Consider the following 15,436-nt stretch of genomic DNA (forward strand, 5'->3'; position numbering starts at 1 on the left):
CATGGTCGCACTGATCCCGACGGATGCCGAAGACCCGGCACAGCTGCGGGATGCCTTGGAGCGCGCGTTCGACGGCGGCCCCGCCCTGGGACTCGGGATGGTCGCCGGAGCGCCCGAGGGGGTGGCCGACGGAATCGCGGCCGTCATCGCGACGTCCGGGTCGAGCGGGATCCCGAAGCGAGTCGCGCTCAGCGGTGAGGCGTTGCGGGCGAGCGCCGAGGCCACCGCGGCGCGGATCGGCAGCGGACGTTGGCTGCTCGCCCTCCCCGCCGGCTATGTCGCGGGGCTGCAGGTGCTCGTGCGCTCGATCCTCGCCCGCACCCAGCCGACGCGGATCGAGGGCCGCTTCTCGCCGGAGTCCTTCGCTCAGGCGACCTTCGAGATGATGCGCCCTTCGTCGCCGTCGGGCATCCCCGACCTCTACACCTCGCTGGTCCCGGCCCAGGTAGCGACGCTGCTCGATGCGGCGGAGGACACGGCGGTCCGCGCCGCGCTCACGGCGTATCGAGCGATCCTCGTCGGTGGGCAGGCGCTCCCGGAGCCCCTCCGCGAGCGGGCAGCCGACCTCGGAGTGCGTCTGGTGCGCACCTACGGCTCGACGGAGACCAGCGGCGGGTGCGTATACGACGGTGTGCCGCTCGACACCGTGGGCGTGCGCGTGGTCGACGGCGAGCTGCGTCTCGCGGGTCCCATGCTCGCCGAAGGGTACCTCGGCGACGGGTCGCTGACAGCCCGGACGTTCGTCCACGACGAGCACGGGATCCGCTGGTACCGCACCGGCGACCTGGGCCTGGTGGAGGACGGGATCGTGCGCGTGCACGGCAGAGCGGACAATGTGATCGTCTCGGGCGGGATCAACATCTCGCTCGATCGGGTGGAGCGCATCGTCCGTCGGATCGCGGGACTTCACGAGGCCGTGGTGGTCGGCGTGGAAGACGAGCGCTGGGGGGAGGCCTCGGTGATCGTCGCAGTCCGCGGCGAGGTCCTGCGGCGCAGCGAGTCCGAGCAGCTCGCCCACGCGCGCGACGCCGTCGAAGACGAGCTCGGCAGGCACGCACGTCCGGCCCGCCTGATCCTCGTGGACGAGATCGACGTCCTCCCGTCCGGGAAGCCCGACCGCGAGGCGATCCGGCGCGCCGTCGTCGAGTTGCACTGAGTGTCGCTGCCCTGCGCTCTGCCAGACTGAACCGCATGGCCTCGTACACGCATGGACACCACGAATCCGTCCTCCGCTCGCACAACACGCGCGACATCGCGAACTCCGCGGCCTACCTTCGTCCGCACCTCACCGCGGCGACGCGGCTTCTCGACGTCGGGGCGGGGCCGGGCACCATCACCGCCGACTTCGCCGGGATCGTCGCTCACGTCACCGCGACCGAGATCGACGAGAACGCGCTGTCCCTGTCGCGCGACCTCGCCGGCGAGCGTGGCCTGACGAACCTCGCCTTCTCGATCGAAGACGTGCATGCCCTGAGCTTCCCCGATGCCTCCTTCGACGTCGTGCACGCGCACCAGGTGCTGCAGCATGTCGGCGACCCGGTGCAGGCACTGCGGGAGATGCGCCGAGTGACCGCTCCGGGTGGCATCGTCGCCGCTCGCGATGCGGACTACGCGGGCTTCATCTGGTTCCCGATCCTGCCCGAACTCGACCGCTGGCTGACGCTGTACCAGGCAGCCGCGCGGGCGAACGGCGGGGAGCCCGATGCCGGAAGACGACTGTTGGCCTGGGCGCGCGCCGCGGGCTTCGAAGAGGTCACGGCGACGGCGTCCACCTGGTGCTACGCCTCTCCTCCCGAGCGTGCCTGGTGGGGCGGGATGTGGGCCGACCGCATCCTCGAGTCGGCGCTCGCACGGCAACTCGTCGACAGCGAGCTGGCGACGCGGGCCGAGCTGCAGGAGATCAGCGACGCCTGGAAGCGCTGGGCCGATGACGGCGACGGCTGGTACCTCGTGCCGCACGGAGAGATCATCGCCCACGTCTGACGAGCCGGGGATACATCCTGCGACGGATGCCCGCGCCCAGACCCTCGCGTAGCGTGGGGGAGTGATCCGCCCCCTGTCCCGCACGGCGCTGATCCTCGACATCGTCGGGGCGGCGCTGCTCTTCCTCGTCTTCGTCCCGATGTCGATCGTGTTCTACGGTCCGGGCACCGGGAACAGCGCGCTCGGGGGCGCGGCGGTCGTGGCCGTGGTCTTCGCCGCCGTCCTGATGTTCGGCGGTGTCGCGATCGGGCGACTCGCGCCCGGGCTCGCCCTCGCCGCCGCGTGGGCGGGCGCGATCCTCCAGATGCTGGCCGGATTCGGGCCGGTGCCGATCGACATCGCGATCCTGCTCGTGCTCTACGCCACGGCGGCCTGGGGTACTCGGCGTGTGCTCTGGTGGGGGTTCGGGTCCGCGCTCCTGGGCGGCCTCATCGCCGCGCTGTACATGGTGGTCGTCAACGGTGTCGCCTTCGGCACGAGCAGCGGCTGGGAGAAGGTGACGACGGGCACCCTCCTGCTGGTGATCTCGGTCATGGCCCTCGGATTCGCCTGGGTGTGCGGGTTGCTGTGGCGGGTCGTGCTGCGTGCGCGGCGCACCCGTGCGGCGCAGCTGCAGGCCGAGTCACTCGCCATCGAGGAGCAGGAGCGGGTGCGCATCGCGCGGGACATGCACGACATCGTCGCCCACTCCCTGGCCGTCGTCATCGCGCAGGCGGACGGTGCACGGTATGCGGCAGCGGCGAAACCCGAGATGGCGACCGAGGCACTCGGCACGATCGCGCAGACCGCGCGCGGAGCCTTGAGCGATGTGCGGATGCTGCTCACGCAGCTCCGACACCGGCAGGGCGACGGTCCGCAACCGACCCTCGCCGACCTCGAAGCCCTGTTCGCGCAGGTCCGGCAAGCGGGGATCGAGCCGCGGGTCACGGTCGACCCCATGCCCCCGGGGGAGCCGCCCGGGGCCATCCAGCTCGCGGTGTACCGCATCCTGCAGGAGGCGCTCACGAACGCGATCCGGCACGGCGACGGCGCGGTCGACGTCCACCTCGCGTGGCTCGCGGACCGCGTCGACGTCGACGTGCGCAACACAGTGTCGCGCGACGCTGCCGTCGGTGTCGGGGGCCACGGCGTGATCGGGATGCGGGAGCGGGCGCAGCTCGTCGGCGGTAGTCTGCAAGCCGAGCGTCGAGGGGCGCAGTTCGTCGTCCATGCCACGCTTCCGATCGGAGCCGCCGAATGATCAGAGTCGTGCTCGTCGACGACCAGGCGCTGTTCCGTGCCGGTATCCGCATGCTCGTGGCTTCGCAGCCCGATCTCGAAGTGGTCGGCGAAGCGGGCGACGGGCGGGAGGCTCTCGAGGTCGTGCGGGCGACGCGGCCGGACGTGGTGCTGATGGACATCCGGATGCCGGTCATGGACGGGCTCACCGCGACGGCCGAGATCCTCGCCCGTCCGGAGCCTCCGCGCGTCGTCATGCTCACCACGTTCGACCTCGACGAGGCCGCCGCCCGGGCGATCCGGCAGGGTGCGAGCGGCTTCCTGCTCAAGGACGCCGATCCTGAGTTCCTGCTCGCCGCGATCCGCACGGTGCACTCCGGATCGAGCGTGATCGCGGCCGCGGCGACGCGCGACCTGTTCGCGCACTTCGCGGAAGCGCCGCGCCCGGTGCCTCCGCAGTACGACACGCTCACCGACCGCGAGAAGGAGATCTTCGCGCTCGCGGCACGCGGCTTGTCGAACGCCGAGATCGCCGGCCGGGAGTACCTCAGTGAGGCGACGGTGAAGACGCACATCAGCCGCATCCTCACCAAGCTCGTGCTGCGCGACCGGGTGCAGCTCGTGGTCTTCGCGTTCGAGCACGGCCTCGCCTGACCGTCGGTCGAGCACGGATCATCCTTGCGATGTACGCGGATGATCCGCCCGGGCGATGACCCGCAGGCAGCGACCGAAATAGCGTCGGAGGCATGGAGATCACGACCACCGACATGGGGCTCGCCGCCCGCGTCCAGCACCTGAAGAAGACCTACGGCTCGGGCGAGGGCACCGTCCGTGCGCTCGACGATGTCAGCGTGGGCATCCGCCGCGGACAGTTCACCGCGATCATGGGGCCCTCCGGCTCGGGGAAGTCCACCCTTATGCACATCATGGCGGGGCTCGACAGCCCCACGGAGGGCCGTGCGTGGATCGGCGACACCGAGATCACCGGGCTCGGTGACATCGACCTCACCATCCTGCGCCGCCGTCGCGTGGGCTTCATCTTCCAGGCGTTCAACCTCGTCCCCACGCTCGACGCACGTGCCAACATCATGCTGCCGTTCGAGCTCGACGGCCGGCGTCCGAGTGCGATCGAACGCGCCAGGATCGACGGTCTCATCGAGACCCTCGGCCTCGGCTCACGCCTGAACCACCGGCCCCATCAGCTGTCGGGCGGGCAGCAGCAGCGGGTCGCGATCGCCCGCGCTCTCGCCACCGCGCCCGACCTCGTGTTCGCGGATGAGCCCACCGGGAACCTCGACTCGAAGACAGGCCGAGAGGTGTTGCGTCTGCTCGCCACGGCGAGCCGGGAGCACGGGCAGTCCATCGCGATGGTCACGCATGACGCGATCGCCGCGAGTCACGCCGACCGCGTGCTGTACCTCGGAGACGGCCGCATCGTCGCGGACCACCCTCGGCAGACCGCGGAGGAGATCTCCGCGTACATGCTCGCCGCGGAGGTGGCCGCGTGACCGCCGTCGCGTCGGTCGTCCCCGAGAGTCGGGCGACCGGACCGCGTCTGGGCTGGCTGCGTGATCGCGGTATGGGGGCCAGCATCCTGGTGGCCACACTGTCGGCCGCGTTCGGGGTGCTCCTCGTGGAGATCACCGCCTACATCGGCGCGGTCTTGCAGGCCGATCCGTTCATCGGCGACAGCGGGACGCTCGCGTTCGTCGTCGCGCTCCTGTCGGTGCTGCTGACGGTGGTCGCGATGTATGTCGCGGCGATCGTCACGGCGAACACCTTCTCGACGATCATCGCCGGGCGCACCCGGCAGATCGCTCTCCTCCGTCTGATCGGAGCGACGGCGCGCTCGCAGCGGGCCGAGGTGGGCACGCAGGGCCTCGTGGTCGGGCTGATCGGTGCGGGACTCGGCCTTCTCGCCGGACTCGTGCTGGCGGCGATCGGGGTCCAGGTCGGCGCCCAGTTCCTCGACAACGTCCCGACCTCCTTCTCCCTCGCGCAGCCGTTCGTGGCGCTTCCGGCGGTCGGTGTGGCGCTCACCACCTGGGCCGCAGCCTGGGCCGGCTCGCGACGCGTCCTCTCGGTGACCCCGCTGCAGGCCCTCGGCGGCGCCGTGGAGCGCACGCACGAAGAGGTCTCGGGCACGCAGGGACGACACATCGGCGCCTGGATCCTGCTCCTCACCGGTGCGGCACTGCTGGCCGGTGGGGTGGTGGTCGGCCTCATGACGCCCCTCGGCGTCGTGGTCGCCTTCTTCGGCGGGGTGCTCTCGTTCACCGGCCTGGCCCTCGGCTCCGTGCTGTTCATGCCGCCCGTGCTGCGGTTGGTGGGGCGGATGTTCGGGTCGAGCGCCACCGCGCGACTCGCCGCCGAGAACGCACTGCGGTATCCGGAGCGCTCGTCGCGGATGGCGATCGGCGTGGTGATGGGGGTGACCCTGGTGACGATGTTCGCTGTCGCGCTCGAGTCCGCGAAGCGTCTGATGATGAGCCAGGTCACGGGAGAGGTCCCCGACGAGTTCTTCGCCCCGATGGACGCCTTCGCCGCGATCATGATGGTGCTCGTGGCCGTCTCCGCCGTGATCGCCGCGGTCGGACTCGTAAATCTGCTCACGATCGGTGTCGTGCAGCGCCGTCGCGAACTCGGTCTGCTGCGCTCGATCGGTCTGTCCAACCGGCAGGTGCGGCGGATGGTCCTCTTGGAGGCGACGCACATCACCGTCGCGGCGACGCTGACCGGACTCGTGCTGGGCATCGTGTACGGCTGGATCGCCGCGCAGTCGCTCCTGGGATCCGTCCCGACCCTGCCCGATTTCGTCCCCGCCGGCCTCGTGGCACCGCAGATCCCGTGGATCCCGGTGGCGATCATCGTCGCCTCCACGGCCGTGCTCACCCTCGTGGCCGCGGCGACGCCCACCCGCCTGGCGACGCGGGTGGCTCCGGTGGAGGCGCTCGCGGCGGACTGACGCCTCTAGGCTGGTCGGATGCCGTCGCCGTTCGATCAGTCCACGTATCAGGTCCGTCTCGAGTGGGGAACCGCGGGCCTCGCCCGCCTCGCCCCCACCGACATCGTGGTGGTTGTGGACGTGCTGCGGTTCTCCTCCACGGTCATCGATGCGGTGGTGTCCGGCACGGAGGTCGGGCTGGCGGAGGCGGAGGGCTGGTCGCGGAACGGCGCGGCCGTGGCCGCGGCGGCAGCACCGGATGCGACCGTGCTGATCGGCGGTGTCCGCAACGCCTCTGCCGTGGCACGCGCGGTGCAGACACTCCAGGAGCGCCGGCAGGCGCGTACCTCGGTCGCGATCATCGCCGCGGGGGAGGCCGACGCGGAGGGAACGCTGCGGTTCGCGGTCGAGGACCAGCTCGGCGCGGGGGCGATCGTCCTGGCCCTCTCGGATCGCGGCATCGATCACACGGCCCCGGATGCGGCGGTCGCCGCCGAGGGGTTCCGTGCCCTGCGAGGTGCCCTGCGGCACATGATCGGCGCGAGCGGGTCAGGGCGCGAGCTCGCCGGGGGTGTCGAGGCGACCACCCGCATCGAGGCAGCCGGTCTGGTGCCGACGTCGACGACGGACGCTGCCGTGCTCGACGCGGTCGACGTCGTCCCGGTGCTGCGGGCGGGGGCGTTCGTCCCGTTCGCCTGATCTCCCGGCACGGACTCGTGCGGCGAGGGAGGCTCCGGTTCGGCTCAGGGCACGTAGGGTCGTGGCATGAGGTACCTCCCCGCCGTCATCGTCGACATCCTGCTCGTGCTGGTCTTCGCGGCGATCGGCCGGGCTTCGCACGACGAGAACCCCGCCGGGTTCCTGCTCACCGCCTGGCCCTTCCTGATCGCGGTGCTCCTCGGGCATCTCCTCGCCGCTCTGCTCCCGGGCAGGCCGCGCCGCCCGTGGTCCGTCCTGTGGGGCGTGGTCGTGTGGATCGTGACGGTCGCAGGCGGAATGCTCATCCGCGTGCTCAGCGGTGACACCGCCGAGGTGCCGTTCATCATCGTCGCGACGCTGGTCCTCGGCGCGTTCCTCGTCGGCTGGCGCGGGATTGCGGCGTTGCTTCGCCGCCGACGTGGCGCCGCCCCTCACCACGACCTCGCGGACTCGACCGAGCAGGGTGACCCAGGCGACCCGGTCACCTGAGTCGCGGTCAGCGCGGCATCTGCGCGGCGAGACGCACGTCGGACGAGATCTCGCGCCGCGTCCAGGCGAACAGGTGTCGGGCGTCGTAGGTGCGCGAACAACGCGCGCAGGAAGTGGGGCGGGTCGGTCGGCGGTGGCGGTACGTCACGTGACCCGCGGGGCAGCTTCCCACCCAGGGGGCGAGCTCGACGGCGGTCTCTCCGTGGTGCGTCGTGCCGCCGACGTATCCGAGGTCGCGGGCGACGCGCTTCCACGCCGGTCCGTGGGCCGCCGCGTGGCCGGCGAGGGCGTGCGCGACCTCGTGCAGCAGCACCTGGTGGATCTCGTCGTCATCGAACCGCGCGGCCAGATAGCGCGAGACCGTGATGCGCTGTTTCGTGTAGTCGCACTGCCCGGCACGGCGCTTGGCATTGTCGAAGCCGAAGGACCAGCTGTCATCGAGATGCAGCGTGATCAGTGCTTCGCCCCAAACGCGCACACGGTCGAGTTCCGCCATGCGATCAGGGTAAGCCATGCGACCGACATCGCGGTCGCGGGACGTCTCAGCCCGCGATGAGCTGTGAGGGACGATGCCGCTCGGCCGCTTCGATCGCGAGCAGCGCGGTCTCCAGTTCGCTGTCCTGTGCACCGGACTCACGACGCAGGAACAGCGACTGCTTGAAGCTCTCCCGGGCGGTCTCGAAGTCCCCGGCGTCGTAGGCGTTCTTGCCGTGGTGCTGATACGCGAAGGCCGCGATCGACAGCCACCGTTGTCCCTCGGCCTCGGTCGCGCAGGTCGCCAGCTCCTGTTCGGCAGCAGCGTGCGCTCCCCGATACTGCAGGATCGTCGCGTGCAGCACGCGAGCGCGGAGCACGTCCTTGCGGGTGCCGGCCATGCGCGCCTGGCGGACGGTCTCGTCGGCCAGCGCGAGCGCCTCATCCAGGCGGTCGAGCACTTTCAACAGCCAGACCCGCTCCAGCAGTGCGGGCAGGCTCCGCTGCCCCTCGATCTCCGCGAGACGGGTCGCGCACTCGTCGAGATCGACCACCTCGCGGAGGGTCTCCTGGTCGTATCCCCGGATGAAACTCATTGCTCTCCTTCCGCAGCGTCCCCGTCCAGTCTGCCTTCCGGTCGCGGGGTCGTCCCGGCGGCGCGCCCTGGTCGCCGCATCCGGCGTCGTCGCTGTGCCGGATAGGCCGGCTCAGCGCAGGAACAGCGAGGCGTCGGGACGCGGTGAGGCGACGGCATCCGCATCCGTGACGATGCGGGCGCCCTGGGTAAACGTCTCGACCTCGGCGCCTTGGGCGATCTTCGCGGGGTGGGGGCCGGCGGCGAGAATCCGCGGCAGCCATTCCGTCGGCAGGGGAGCGGCGGACGCCGCGATCACGAGGTTCCCGAATCGTCTGCCCTTGAGCACCTGGGTGTCGGCGAGCACGGCGACCTCCGGGAGGACCTCCGCGATCGTCGCCGTCTGGCGCCGGGCGAAGGCGAGGCCGGGACCGTCGGCGACGTTGACGAGGAGCACGCCGCCGGGAGCCAGCAGCTCCGCGAGCTCGCGGTAGAACTCGACGCTGGTGAGGTGTGCGGGCGTCTGTGCTCCCGAGTAGACGTCGGAGACGACGAGGTCGCAGTTCGTCCGCAGTGCGTTCGGGAGCTTCGTGACGCCCGCCCGCGCGTCGCCGATCCTGATCCGGATGGAGGCGCCCTTCGGCAGCGGGAGGTGCTCCCTGACCAGCTGTGCCAGCGGAGCCTCCAGCTCGATGACCTGCTGGCGGGAGCCGGGGCGCGTCGCTTCGATGTAGCGGGGGATCGTCATCGCGCCGGCGCCGAGGTGCACGGCGGTCAGCGGGCCTGCGGCGAGCTGGTCGATCACCGCCCCCATGCGCACGATGTACTCGAAGTGCAGGTGCGTCGGGTCGTCGAGGTCGACGTGCGACTGCGGGGTGCCGTCGACGATCAGCTCGAAGCCCGTGGTGAACTCCGACGGCATGACACCGGCGATGCCGCCATGATCGAGTCGGGCCTGCGGGTGCTCGGTGTCGCGCGATCTCGTCCGGCCCATGGGCACGAGCCTACGCTCCGGGGAGGGGCTCAGCGCAGCTTGCCGTTGGCGCACGTCTCCTGCTCGACCGTCTGGCCGGAGATGGCCGGGTCGAGCGTGGCACGCGGCGAGGGTGTCCCGGTGGGAGGCACCTCGGTCGCCGGTGCCTCCGGATCGGTTCCCGGCGCGGGGTCGACGAGCTCGACGCCGCCGTTGTTGCTGGCCTTGCCCGTCAGCTGCACCGACTGGCCGGCCTTCAGCGCATCCCAGATCGTCGCGGCAGCCTCGCGGTTGGGGATGACGCGGTCGGAATCGTCCGGGTCCTCGAACACGGGGTACTGCACGAAGACGAACTCGGAGAACGGCACGTCCTTGATGGAGAGGGCGAGCTGGGCCAGACGCACCGGGTTGGCCAGCTGGTCGCTCGGGTCGATGTTGTCGACGACGGTGTTGGCGAGTCCGAGCACCTTGCCGGGGTCGGTGAGGACCTCGTCGCTCATGATCTTCTTCACCAGGCGCGACATGTACTGCTGCTGGTTCGACACCCTCGCCATGTCGCTCTCGTCGCCGACGCCGTGCCGCGTGCGGATGAACTGGAGGGCTTCGTAGCCGGAGACGGTGCGGGGGCCCGGCGCCCAGTCGAGAGCGGTGTGGCTGTCTCGGATGCCGTCGCCGCCGATGCACACCTCGACGCCGCCGATCGCATCGGTCACCTCCATCACGCCGTCGAAGTCGATCTTCGCGGCGAAGGGGATCTCCATGCCCGTGAGCTCGGTCACCGTCTTCGCCACGCAGGACAGTCCTGCTCGCTGGAAGATCGAGTTGATCTGCGTCTTGCTCGTGGCCGAGGCGACGGATCCGTCGGGCAGGGTGCACTCCGGCGTCTCGAGCATCAGATCACGAGGGAGCGAGATCGCCGTGACCTTGCGGGGTTCCGCCGACACGTGCACGAGCAGGTTCACGTCGTTGAGGATCCCGCCGTCAGCCTCGGAGCAGCGCTCACCCAGCAGGCCCGTCGACACCGCACCGCACTCGTCGGTCCCGATGATGAGCATGCTGAACTCGCCGGGGTAGGCACTGATCGAGGGCGGCTCGACCTCCGGCGCACCCTCCAGCGTGACGGCACCGTCGTTGAATCGGTTGAAGTAGTCGGTCACGACGAAAGCGGCGACGGCGATCGCGGAGACGAGCACGACGCCCAGCGTGATCCCGGCGATCTTCAGGAAACCTCTGGCGGGCCCGGGAGAGGGGAGCGTCGCGTGGCGGGCGACCGTCGAACGGTCCTTGTCGGGAGTGCGGCGAACCATCCGGGGAGCCTACCGGGGGAAGCTGATGTTACGGCCATATGACGATTGTGGGAGCAACTTGCAGGGAATTAGTTAGTCGTGGATACTTTTTCCTAACCCCCGGTGAGTACCCGATGCTTTCCAGGACTTTCAAAGAGGAGATCCCCGCAATGCACAAGCGCATTCTCTCGGCCGTGGCGCTCGGCGCCGTGGCCACGCTCGCCCTCGCCGGCTGCGCCGGCGGCAGCGACACCGGTTCGGCCGACGGTGAGGGCAAGGAGCTCACCGTCTGGATCATGAAGGGCACCAACCCCGACGCGACCGCCTTCTACGACGACGTCTCGGCAGCCTTCGAGAAGGAGACCGGTGCGACGGTCAAGATCGAGGAGATCCAGTGGGCCGACGCTCACGATCGCTTCGTGACCTCCATCGCCGGTGGCACGACCCCCGACATCGCCGAGACCGGCACCACCTGGACCGCCGAGTTCGCCGACGCCGGAGCACTCCTCCCGATCGACGAGTACGTCGACGGTGAGAAGGACCTGCGCGGCGACCTGGTCGAGGGCCTCGAGGTCGCCGGCACCTACGACGGTGAGCTCTACGGCATGCCCTGGTACGCCGGCGTCCGCTCGCTCGTCTACCGCGCCGACGTGTTCGAGGAACTCGGTCTCGACGCTCCGAAGACGTGGGACGACATCGTCGCCGCGGGTGACGCGATCAAGGCGGCCAAGCCCGACATGCTGCCGTTCCCGGTTCCGGGTGACGCCGAGTTCCAGGTCTACCCCTGGGTCTGGGGTGCCGGCGGCGAGATCGCCACGAAGGACGGCGACACCTGGACGAGCGAGCTCGACAGCCCCGAGTCGCAGGCGGGCATCGAGTTCTACACGGGCCTGGCGACCGAGCACGGCTTCTCCTCCGCAGGTGCCACCACCTGGAAGGAGACCGACCTCCGCGACGCGTTCACCCAGGGCAACGTCGCCATGATGCTCTCCGGCTCCTGGACGCCGAACTCGCTCATCGAGGCGAACCCCGAGCTCGAAGGCAAGATCGGCGCCGCGGTCATCCCCGGCGAAGACGGCGGCATCGCCCCGTCCGTGCTGGGCGGATCGCACCTCTCGATCTTCAACACGACGAAGAACGCCGACCTGGCGTGGGAGTTCGTGAAGCTCGTCACCACCGGTGAGTTCGCCGAGCAGTGGTCGAACGAGACCGGCTACTTCCCGGGCGTGCAGTCCGCGATGGAGGAGGCCCTCGCCTCGACCGACCCGCTCGTCGCACCGTTCGCCGAGCAGATGGTCGACGGCGGCGCATCCGTGCCGGTCACCCCGAACTTCGGCGCCGTGCAGGCGAAGAAGACGACCAACTCCATGATCCAGGCCATCCTCAGCGGGCAGAAGGACGTCGCCACCGCGACGAAGGACGCCGCCGCCGAGATGACCGAACTGCTCAACCAGTAAGGAAGCATCCCTTCCATGTCGATGGTGCAAGCGCCACTGCCGGCCACGAAGGCGGAGTCCACCTCCGCCTCCGTGGCCGGCGGCCGGAAGCGACGCGGTCTCTCGATCGTCGCGGCCCGCCCCTGGCTCCTTCTCGCGCCCGGGCTGGCCATCCTCGCGGTGCTCATGCTCTGGCCGCTCGTCCAGGTGTTCATCTACTCGCTGCAGGACTACGGCCTGCGTGAGATCAACACCGGGGAGAACAACTGGATCGGCTTCGACAACTACGTCGAGGCGCTCACCAACCCGACTCTCTGGACGGTGGTGCTGCCCAACACGGTCGGGTTCGCCGCCGTCGCGGTGTTCGTCACCGTGGCCGTCGGCACGCTCGTGGCCCTGCTCCTCGCGCGCCTCGGCACGACCTGGCGGGTCATCGTCTCCAGCTGCATCATGGTCGCGTGGGCGATGCCCGCCGTGACCGGCACGTACGTCTGGACCTTCATCTTCGATGCCGACCGCGGCATCTTCAACCAGGTCCTCATGGACCTGGGGCTCATGAGCGATCCGGTCAACTGGTTCACGAACCAGTGGTCGTTCTACGCCATCGTGCTCCTCAACGTGGTCCACCACGGCTTCCCGTTCGTGGCGATCACCGTGCTGGCCGGCCTCCTCGGCGTCTCGAAGGAGATGCTCGAAGCCGCAGCGCTCGACGGTGCGGGCGCCTGGCGCCGCTTCTGGAAGATCATCTTCCCGACGCTCAGGCCCGTGTTCTCGGTCGTGATCATCCTCTCGACCATCTGGGACTTCAAGGTCTTCGCACAGGTGTACCTGATGCCCGGCGGCGGGGGTGGCAACCGTCAGGTGCTGAACCTCGGTGTCTGGTCCTACGTCGAGTCCTTCGGACAGAACCGCTACGGATTCGGTGCCGCTCTCGCCGTGCTGCTCACCCTCGTGCTCATCGGCATCACGATCGTCTACATCCGCTCCCTCATGAAGGAGGACGAGCTGTGAACCCGCGTCCGAGGCTCCGCTCCCGCATCGGCACCGGCATCGCGGTCGCCGCGGTCCTGATCTTCACCCTGTTCCCCGTCTATTGGATGGTCTCCAGCGCCTTCGACGCCAAGGCCTCCAGCGGTGGGCAGTCGTTGGTCCCCCAGGAATTCACGTGGGACAACTTCGCCTTCGTCTTGACCGAGGGCGGCTTCGGCACCTACCTCCGCAACTCGGCGATCGTCGCGCTCGTCACCGTGCTCGTCAGTGCGCTCGTGTGTCTGCTCGCCGCGGTCGCGGTCGCGCGGTTCAAGTTCAAGTTCCGCACCATGATCCTGATGATGATCCTCATCGTGCAGATGGTGCCGCTCGAGGCGCTCGTCATCCCGCTCTTCCTCCAGGTCAAGAGCCTCGGTCTGCTCAACAGCATCCTCGGACTCATGGTCGTGTATGTCGCGCTGTCCCTCGCGTTCGGCATCTGGATGCTGCGCGGCTTCGTGGCCGCCGTCCCCGTCGAGCTCGAAGAGGCCGCGTACATCGACGGCGCGAGCTGGTGGCGGATGTTCCGTTCGGTGCTGCTGCCCCTGGTCATGCCCGGTCTGGTCGCGACGAGCATCTTCAGCTTCATCACCGCGTGGAACGAGTTCATCTTCGCGATGACGATCCTCGGCGCGCAGACCGACCAGTACACGGTCTCGATCGGTCTGAAGTCGTTCTTCGGCCTCTACTCCAACGACTGGGGCAGCATCATGGCGGCCTCGACCATCATCACGGTCCCGGTCATGATCTTCTTCGTCCTCGTGCAGCGCAAGCTCGCCTCGGGCATGGTCGCAGGAGCGGTGAAGGGATGACCGACGAGCTCGAGCGCCTCGCGAACGGTGTGCTGTGGCCGGGATTCTTCGGCACCGAAGCACCCGAGTGGTTGCGCCAGGAACTGCGTGACGGCCTGGCCGGCGTGGTGTACTTCGGCCAGAACGTCGGCGAAGGACTCCCGGCCTTGAGCGCCGAGATCCTCGACGCGAACCCGAACGCCCTGATCGGCATCGACGAAGAGGGCGGCAGCGTCACGCGCCTCGAATCCGCCACCGGCTCCACCGTGCCCGGAGCCGCTCAGCTCGGGCTCCTCGACGACCTGGTCGCCTCGGAGCGGACCGGCGCGGAACTCGCCCGGCGGGTGCGTGCGGTCGGCGCGAACGTCGTGCTCGGTCCAGTCGCCGACGTCAACACCGACCCTCGCAACCCGGTGATCGGCGTGCGGGCCTTCGGTGACGACGAGGCGCTCGTCTCCCGTCACGTGGTCGCGACGATCGACGGCATCCAGGACTCCGCGGTCGCCGCGTGCGTGAAGCACTTCCCCGGCCACGGCGACACCCACCTCGACTCGCACCACTCCCTTCCCGAGATCACTCTCGACGTCGAGGAGTTCGAACGGGTGCACCTGGAGCCGTTCCGCGCGGCGGTCGATGCCGGCGTCGATGCCGTGATGACCGCCCACATCGTGGTCCCGGCGTGGGGCGAGCAGCCCGCGACGCTCAACCCCCGCGTGCTCGGAAAGCTGCGCGACTGGGGCTATGACGGCGTCATCATCACGGATGCGCTGGACATGGCCGCCATCCGCGAGACGGTCGGACTCGGCGGGGGAGCGGCGCTCGCCCTCGCTGCCGGGGCCGACCTCCTCTGCATCGGCAACCCGACCAACCCGGGTGACGCCGCGCTTGTGGACCAGGACGAACGGGACTTCCACGCCGCCAGGGACGGGATCGTCGCCGCGTTGCGCGACGGCTCGCTCTCCCGTGCGCGCGTGGAGGAGGCGGCCGCTCGCGTCGCCGCACTCGCCACCAAGCTGCGCGCCGCCGCAGAGCTCGGGCACGACGACCCGGACGACTACGACGCCGCGGAGATCGTGCGTCGGACGGTGACGGTCTCCGGCGATGCCCCCGAGGCAGCCACGGCCCTCGCGGTCATCGACGCGCGCCGCCGGTCGACCCTCGCCGTCGACAGTGCGGGATCGTACGTGGCGAATGCCCTCGCCGCAGACGGACTCTGTGTGCGCCTGGACGTCGCGTCCACCGACCTGCCGGAGCAGGACCGTGTGCTCGACGAGGTCACGGCGGCGCCCGGTACGACGGTGCTGCTGATCGACAGGCCGGACACGGATGCCGCGCAGCGCTCTCTCGTCGAGCGGACGGCTGTCCGTGATCCCGGAGCGGTCGTCGTCAACGTCGGTCTTCCGACGCGGAGTCCCCTTCCGCTGCCCACCATCGAGGTCGCCGCTGCCAGTAGGCTCGGTGCGCAGATGGCGAGGGAAGCACTCCTGGGGCGCTTCGCCGTGACGCAGAGGATGAACAGCGCCGGCTGAGACAGGACCCC

The 15,436-nt window shown here is 69.7% G+C and carries 16 protein-coding genes; 12 read left to right on the forward strand and 4 right to left on the reverse strand.

Annotated elements, in window-relative coordinates; translation table 11 throughout:
* Nucleotide 1 precedes the first annotated feature (1 nt).
* The 8 genes from FGL91_RS08730 to FGL91_RS08765 all read left to right on the forward strand — a co-directional run bounded on the left by FGL91_RS08730 (nucleotide 2) and on the right by FGL91_RS08765 (nucleotide 7,333).
* A complete protein-coding gene (locus FGL91_RS08730) occupies nucleotides 2-1,156 on the forward strand; it encodes an AMP-binding protein (protein WP_194239350.1) in 1,155 nt (384 codons plus the stop codon).
* Nucleotides 1,157-1,191: 35 nt separating this feature from the next.
* The gene (locus FGL91_RS08735) at nucleotides 1,192-1,983 is read left to right on the forward strand and encodes a class I SAM-dependent methyltransferase (protein WP_153243616.1); all 792 of its coding nucleotides are present in this window, start codon (nucleotides 1,192-1,194) and stop codon (nucleotides 1,981-1,983) included.
* 61 nt (nucleotides 1,984-2,044) lie between these two features.
* Entirely contained in the window at nucleotides 2,045-3,223 is a 1,179-nt protein-coding gene (locus FGL91_RS08740; protein ID WP_047520744.1) for a sensor histidine kinase, read from the forward strand.
* A complete protein-coding gene (locus tag FGL91_RS08745) occupies nucleotides 3,220-3,855 on the forward strand; it encodes a response regulator (RefSeq protein ID WP_047520746.1) in 636 nt (211 codons plus the stop codon). Before FGL91_RS08740 ends, FGL91_RS08745 begins: the two co-directional genes overlap by 4 nt.
* Nucleotides 3,856-3,947: 92 nt before the next feature.
* Complete coding sequence (locus tag FGL91_RS08750; protein ID WP_047520748.1) at nucleotides 3,948-4,709, forward strand: ABC transporter ATP-binding protein; 762 nt, start codon at nucleotides 3,948-3,950, stop codon at nucleotides 4,707-4,709.
* Nucleotides 4,706-6,166 (forward strand): ABC transporter permease, encoded by a 1,461-nt coding sequence (locus FGL91_RS08755; RefSeq protein ID WP_153243617.1) that lies wholly within the window; start codon nucleotides 4,706-4,708, stop codon nucleotides 6,164-6,166. Before FGL91_RS08750 ends, FGL91_RS08755 begins: the two co-directional genes overlap by 4 nt.
* Nucleotides 6,167-6,184: 18 nt before the next feature.
* Entirely contained in the window at nucleotides 6,185-6,844 is a 660-nt protein-coding gene (locus FGL91_RS08760; protein ID WP_131491786.1) for a 2-phosphosulfolactate phosphatase, read from the forward strand.
* Between the two features lie 66 nt (nucleotides 6,845-6,910).
* Nucleotides 6,911-7,333 carry a DUF3054 domain-containing protein gene (locus FGL91_RS08765; RefSeq protein WP_153243618.1) on the forward strand — a complete coding sequence of 141 codons (423 nt, stop codon included), beginning with the start codon at nucleotides 6,911-6,913 and terminating at the stop codon, nucleotides 7,331-7,333.
* A 7-nt stretch (nucleotides 7,334-7,340) separates the two neighbouring features.
* Here the strand turns inward: FGL91_RS08765 and FGL91_RS08770 are convergent, their stop codons facing one another.
* The 4 genes from FGL91_RS08770 to FGL91_RS08785 all read right to left on the reverse strand — a co-directional run bounded on the left by FGL91_RS08770 (nucleotide 7,341) and on the right by FGL91_RS08785 (nucleotide 10,661).
* Entirely contained in the window at nucleotides 7,341-7,829 is a 489-nt protein-coding gene (locus FGL91_RS08770) for a SprT-like domain-containing protein (protein ID WP_047520761.1), read from the reverse strand.
* 46 nt (nucleotides 7,830-7,875) lie between these two features.
* A complete protein-coding gene (locus FGL91_RS08775) occupies nucleotides 7,876-8,403 on the reverse strand; it encodes a hypothetical protein (protein ID WP_047520763.1) in 528 nt (175 codons plus the stop codon).
* Nucleotides 8,404-8,514: 111 nt separating this feature from the next.
* Nucleotides 8,515-9,375, reverse strand: a complete 861-nt coding sequence (locus FGL91_RS08780) for a spermidine synthase (protein WP_131491787.1) — start codon at nucleotides 9,373-9,375, stop codon at nucleotides 8,515-8,517.
* 29 nt (nucleotides 9,376-9,404) lie between these two features.
* Nucleotides 9,405-10,661: an LCP family protein gene (locus FGL91_RS08785; RefSeq protein ID WP_153243619.1), complete on the reverse strand. Its 1,257-nt coding sequence runs from the start codon at nucleotides 10,659-10,661 to the stop codon at nucleotides 9,405-9,407.
* 149 nt (nucleotides 10,662-10,810) lie between these two features.
* On the opposite strand from FGL91_RS08785, the gene FGL91_RS08790 reads away from it, so the two are divergent.
* The 4 genes from FGL91_RS08790 to FGL91_RS08805 are packed head-to-tail and all read left to right on the forward strand — an operon-like array spanning nucleotide 10,811 to nucleotide 15,425.
* Nucleotides 10,811-12,097, forward strand: coding sequence for a sugar ABC transporter substrate-binding protein (locus FGL91_RS08790; RefSeq protein WP_153243620.1), 1,287 nt, complete (start codon nucleotides 10,811-10,813; stop codon nucleotides 12,095-12,097).
* Between the two features lie 15 nt (nucleotides 12,098-12,112).
* Nucleotides 12,113-13,087: a carbohydrate ABC transporter permease gene (locus tag FGL91_RS08795; protein ID WP_047520770.1), complete on the forward strand. Its 975-nt coding sequence runs from the start codon at nucleotides 12,113-12,115 to the stop codon at nucleotides 13,085-13,087.
* Nucleotides 13,084-13,917: a carbohydrate ABC transporter permease gene (locus tag FGL91_RS08800; protein WP_047520772.1), complete on the forward strand. Its 834-nt coding sequence runs from the start codon at nucleotides 13,084-13,086 to the stop codon at nucleotides 13,915-13,917. Before FGL91_RS08795 ends, FGL91_RS08800 begins: the two co-directional genes overlap by 4 nt.
* The gene (locus tag FGL91_RS08805; protein ID WP_131491790.1) at nucleotides 13,914-15,425 is read left to right on the forward strand and encodes a glycoside hydrolase family 3 N-terminal domain-containing protein; all 1,512 of its coding nucleotides are present in this window, start codon (nucleotides 13,914-13,916) and stop codon (nucleotides 15,423-15,425) included. The genes FGL91_RS08800 and FGL91_RS08805 overlap by 4 nt, the downstream gene beginning before the upstream one ends.
* Nucleotides 15,426-15,436 lie beyond the last annotated feature (11 nt).

Origin of the sequence: Microbacterium sp. CBA3102 (genome assembly GCF_007954505.1) — a bacterium.
Classification (GTDB): Bacteria; Actinomycetota; Actinomycetes; order Actinomycetales; family Microbacteriaceae; genus Microbacterium; species Microbacterium aurugineum.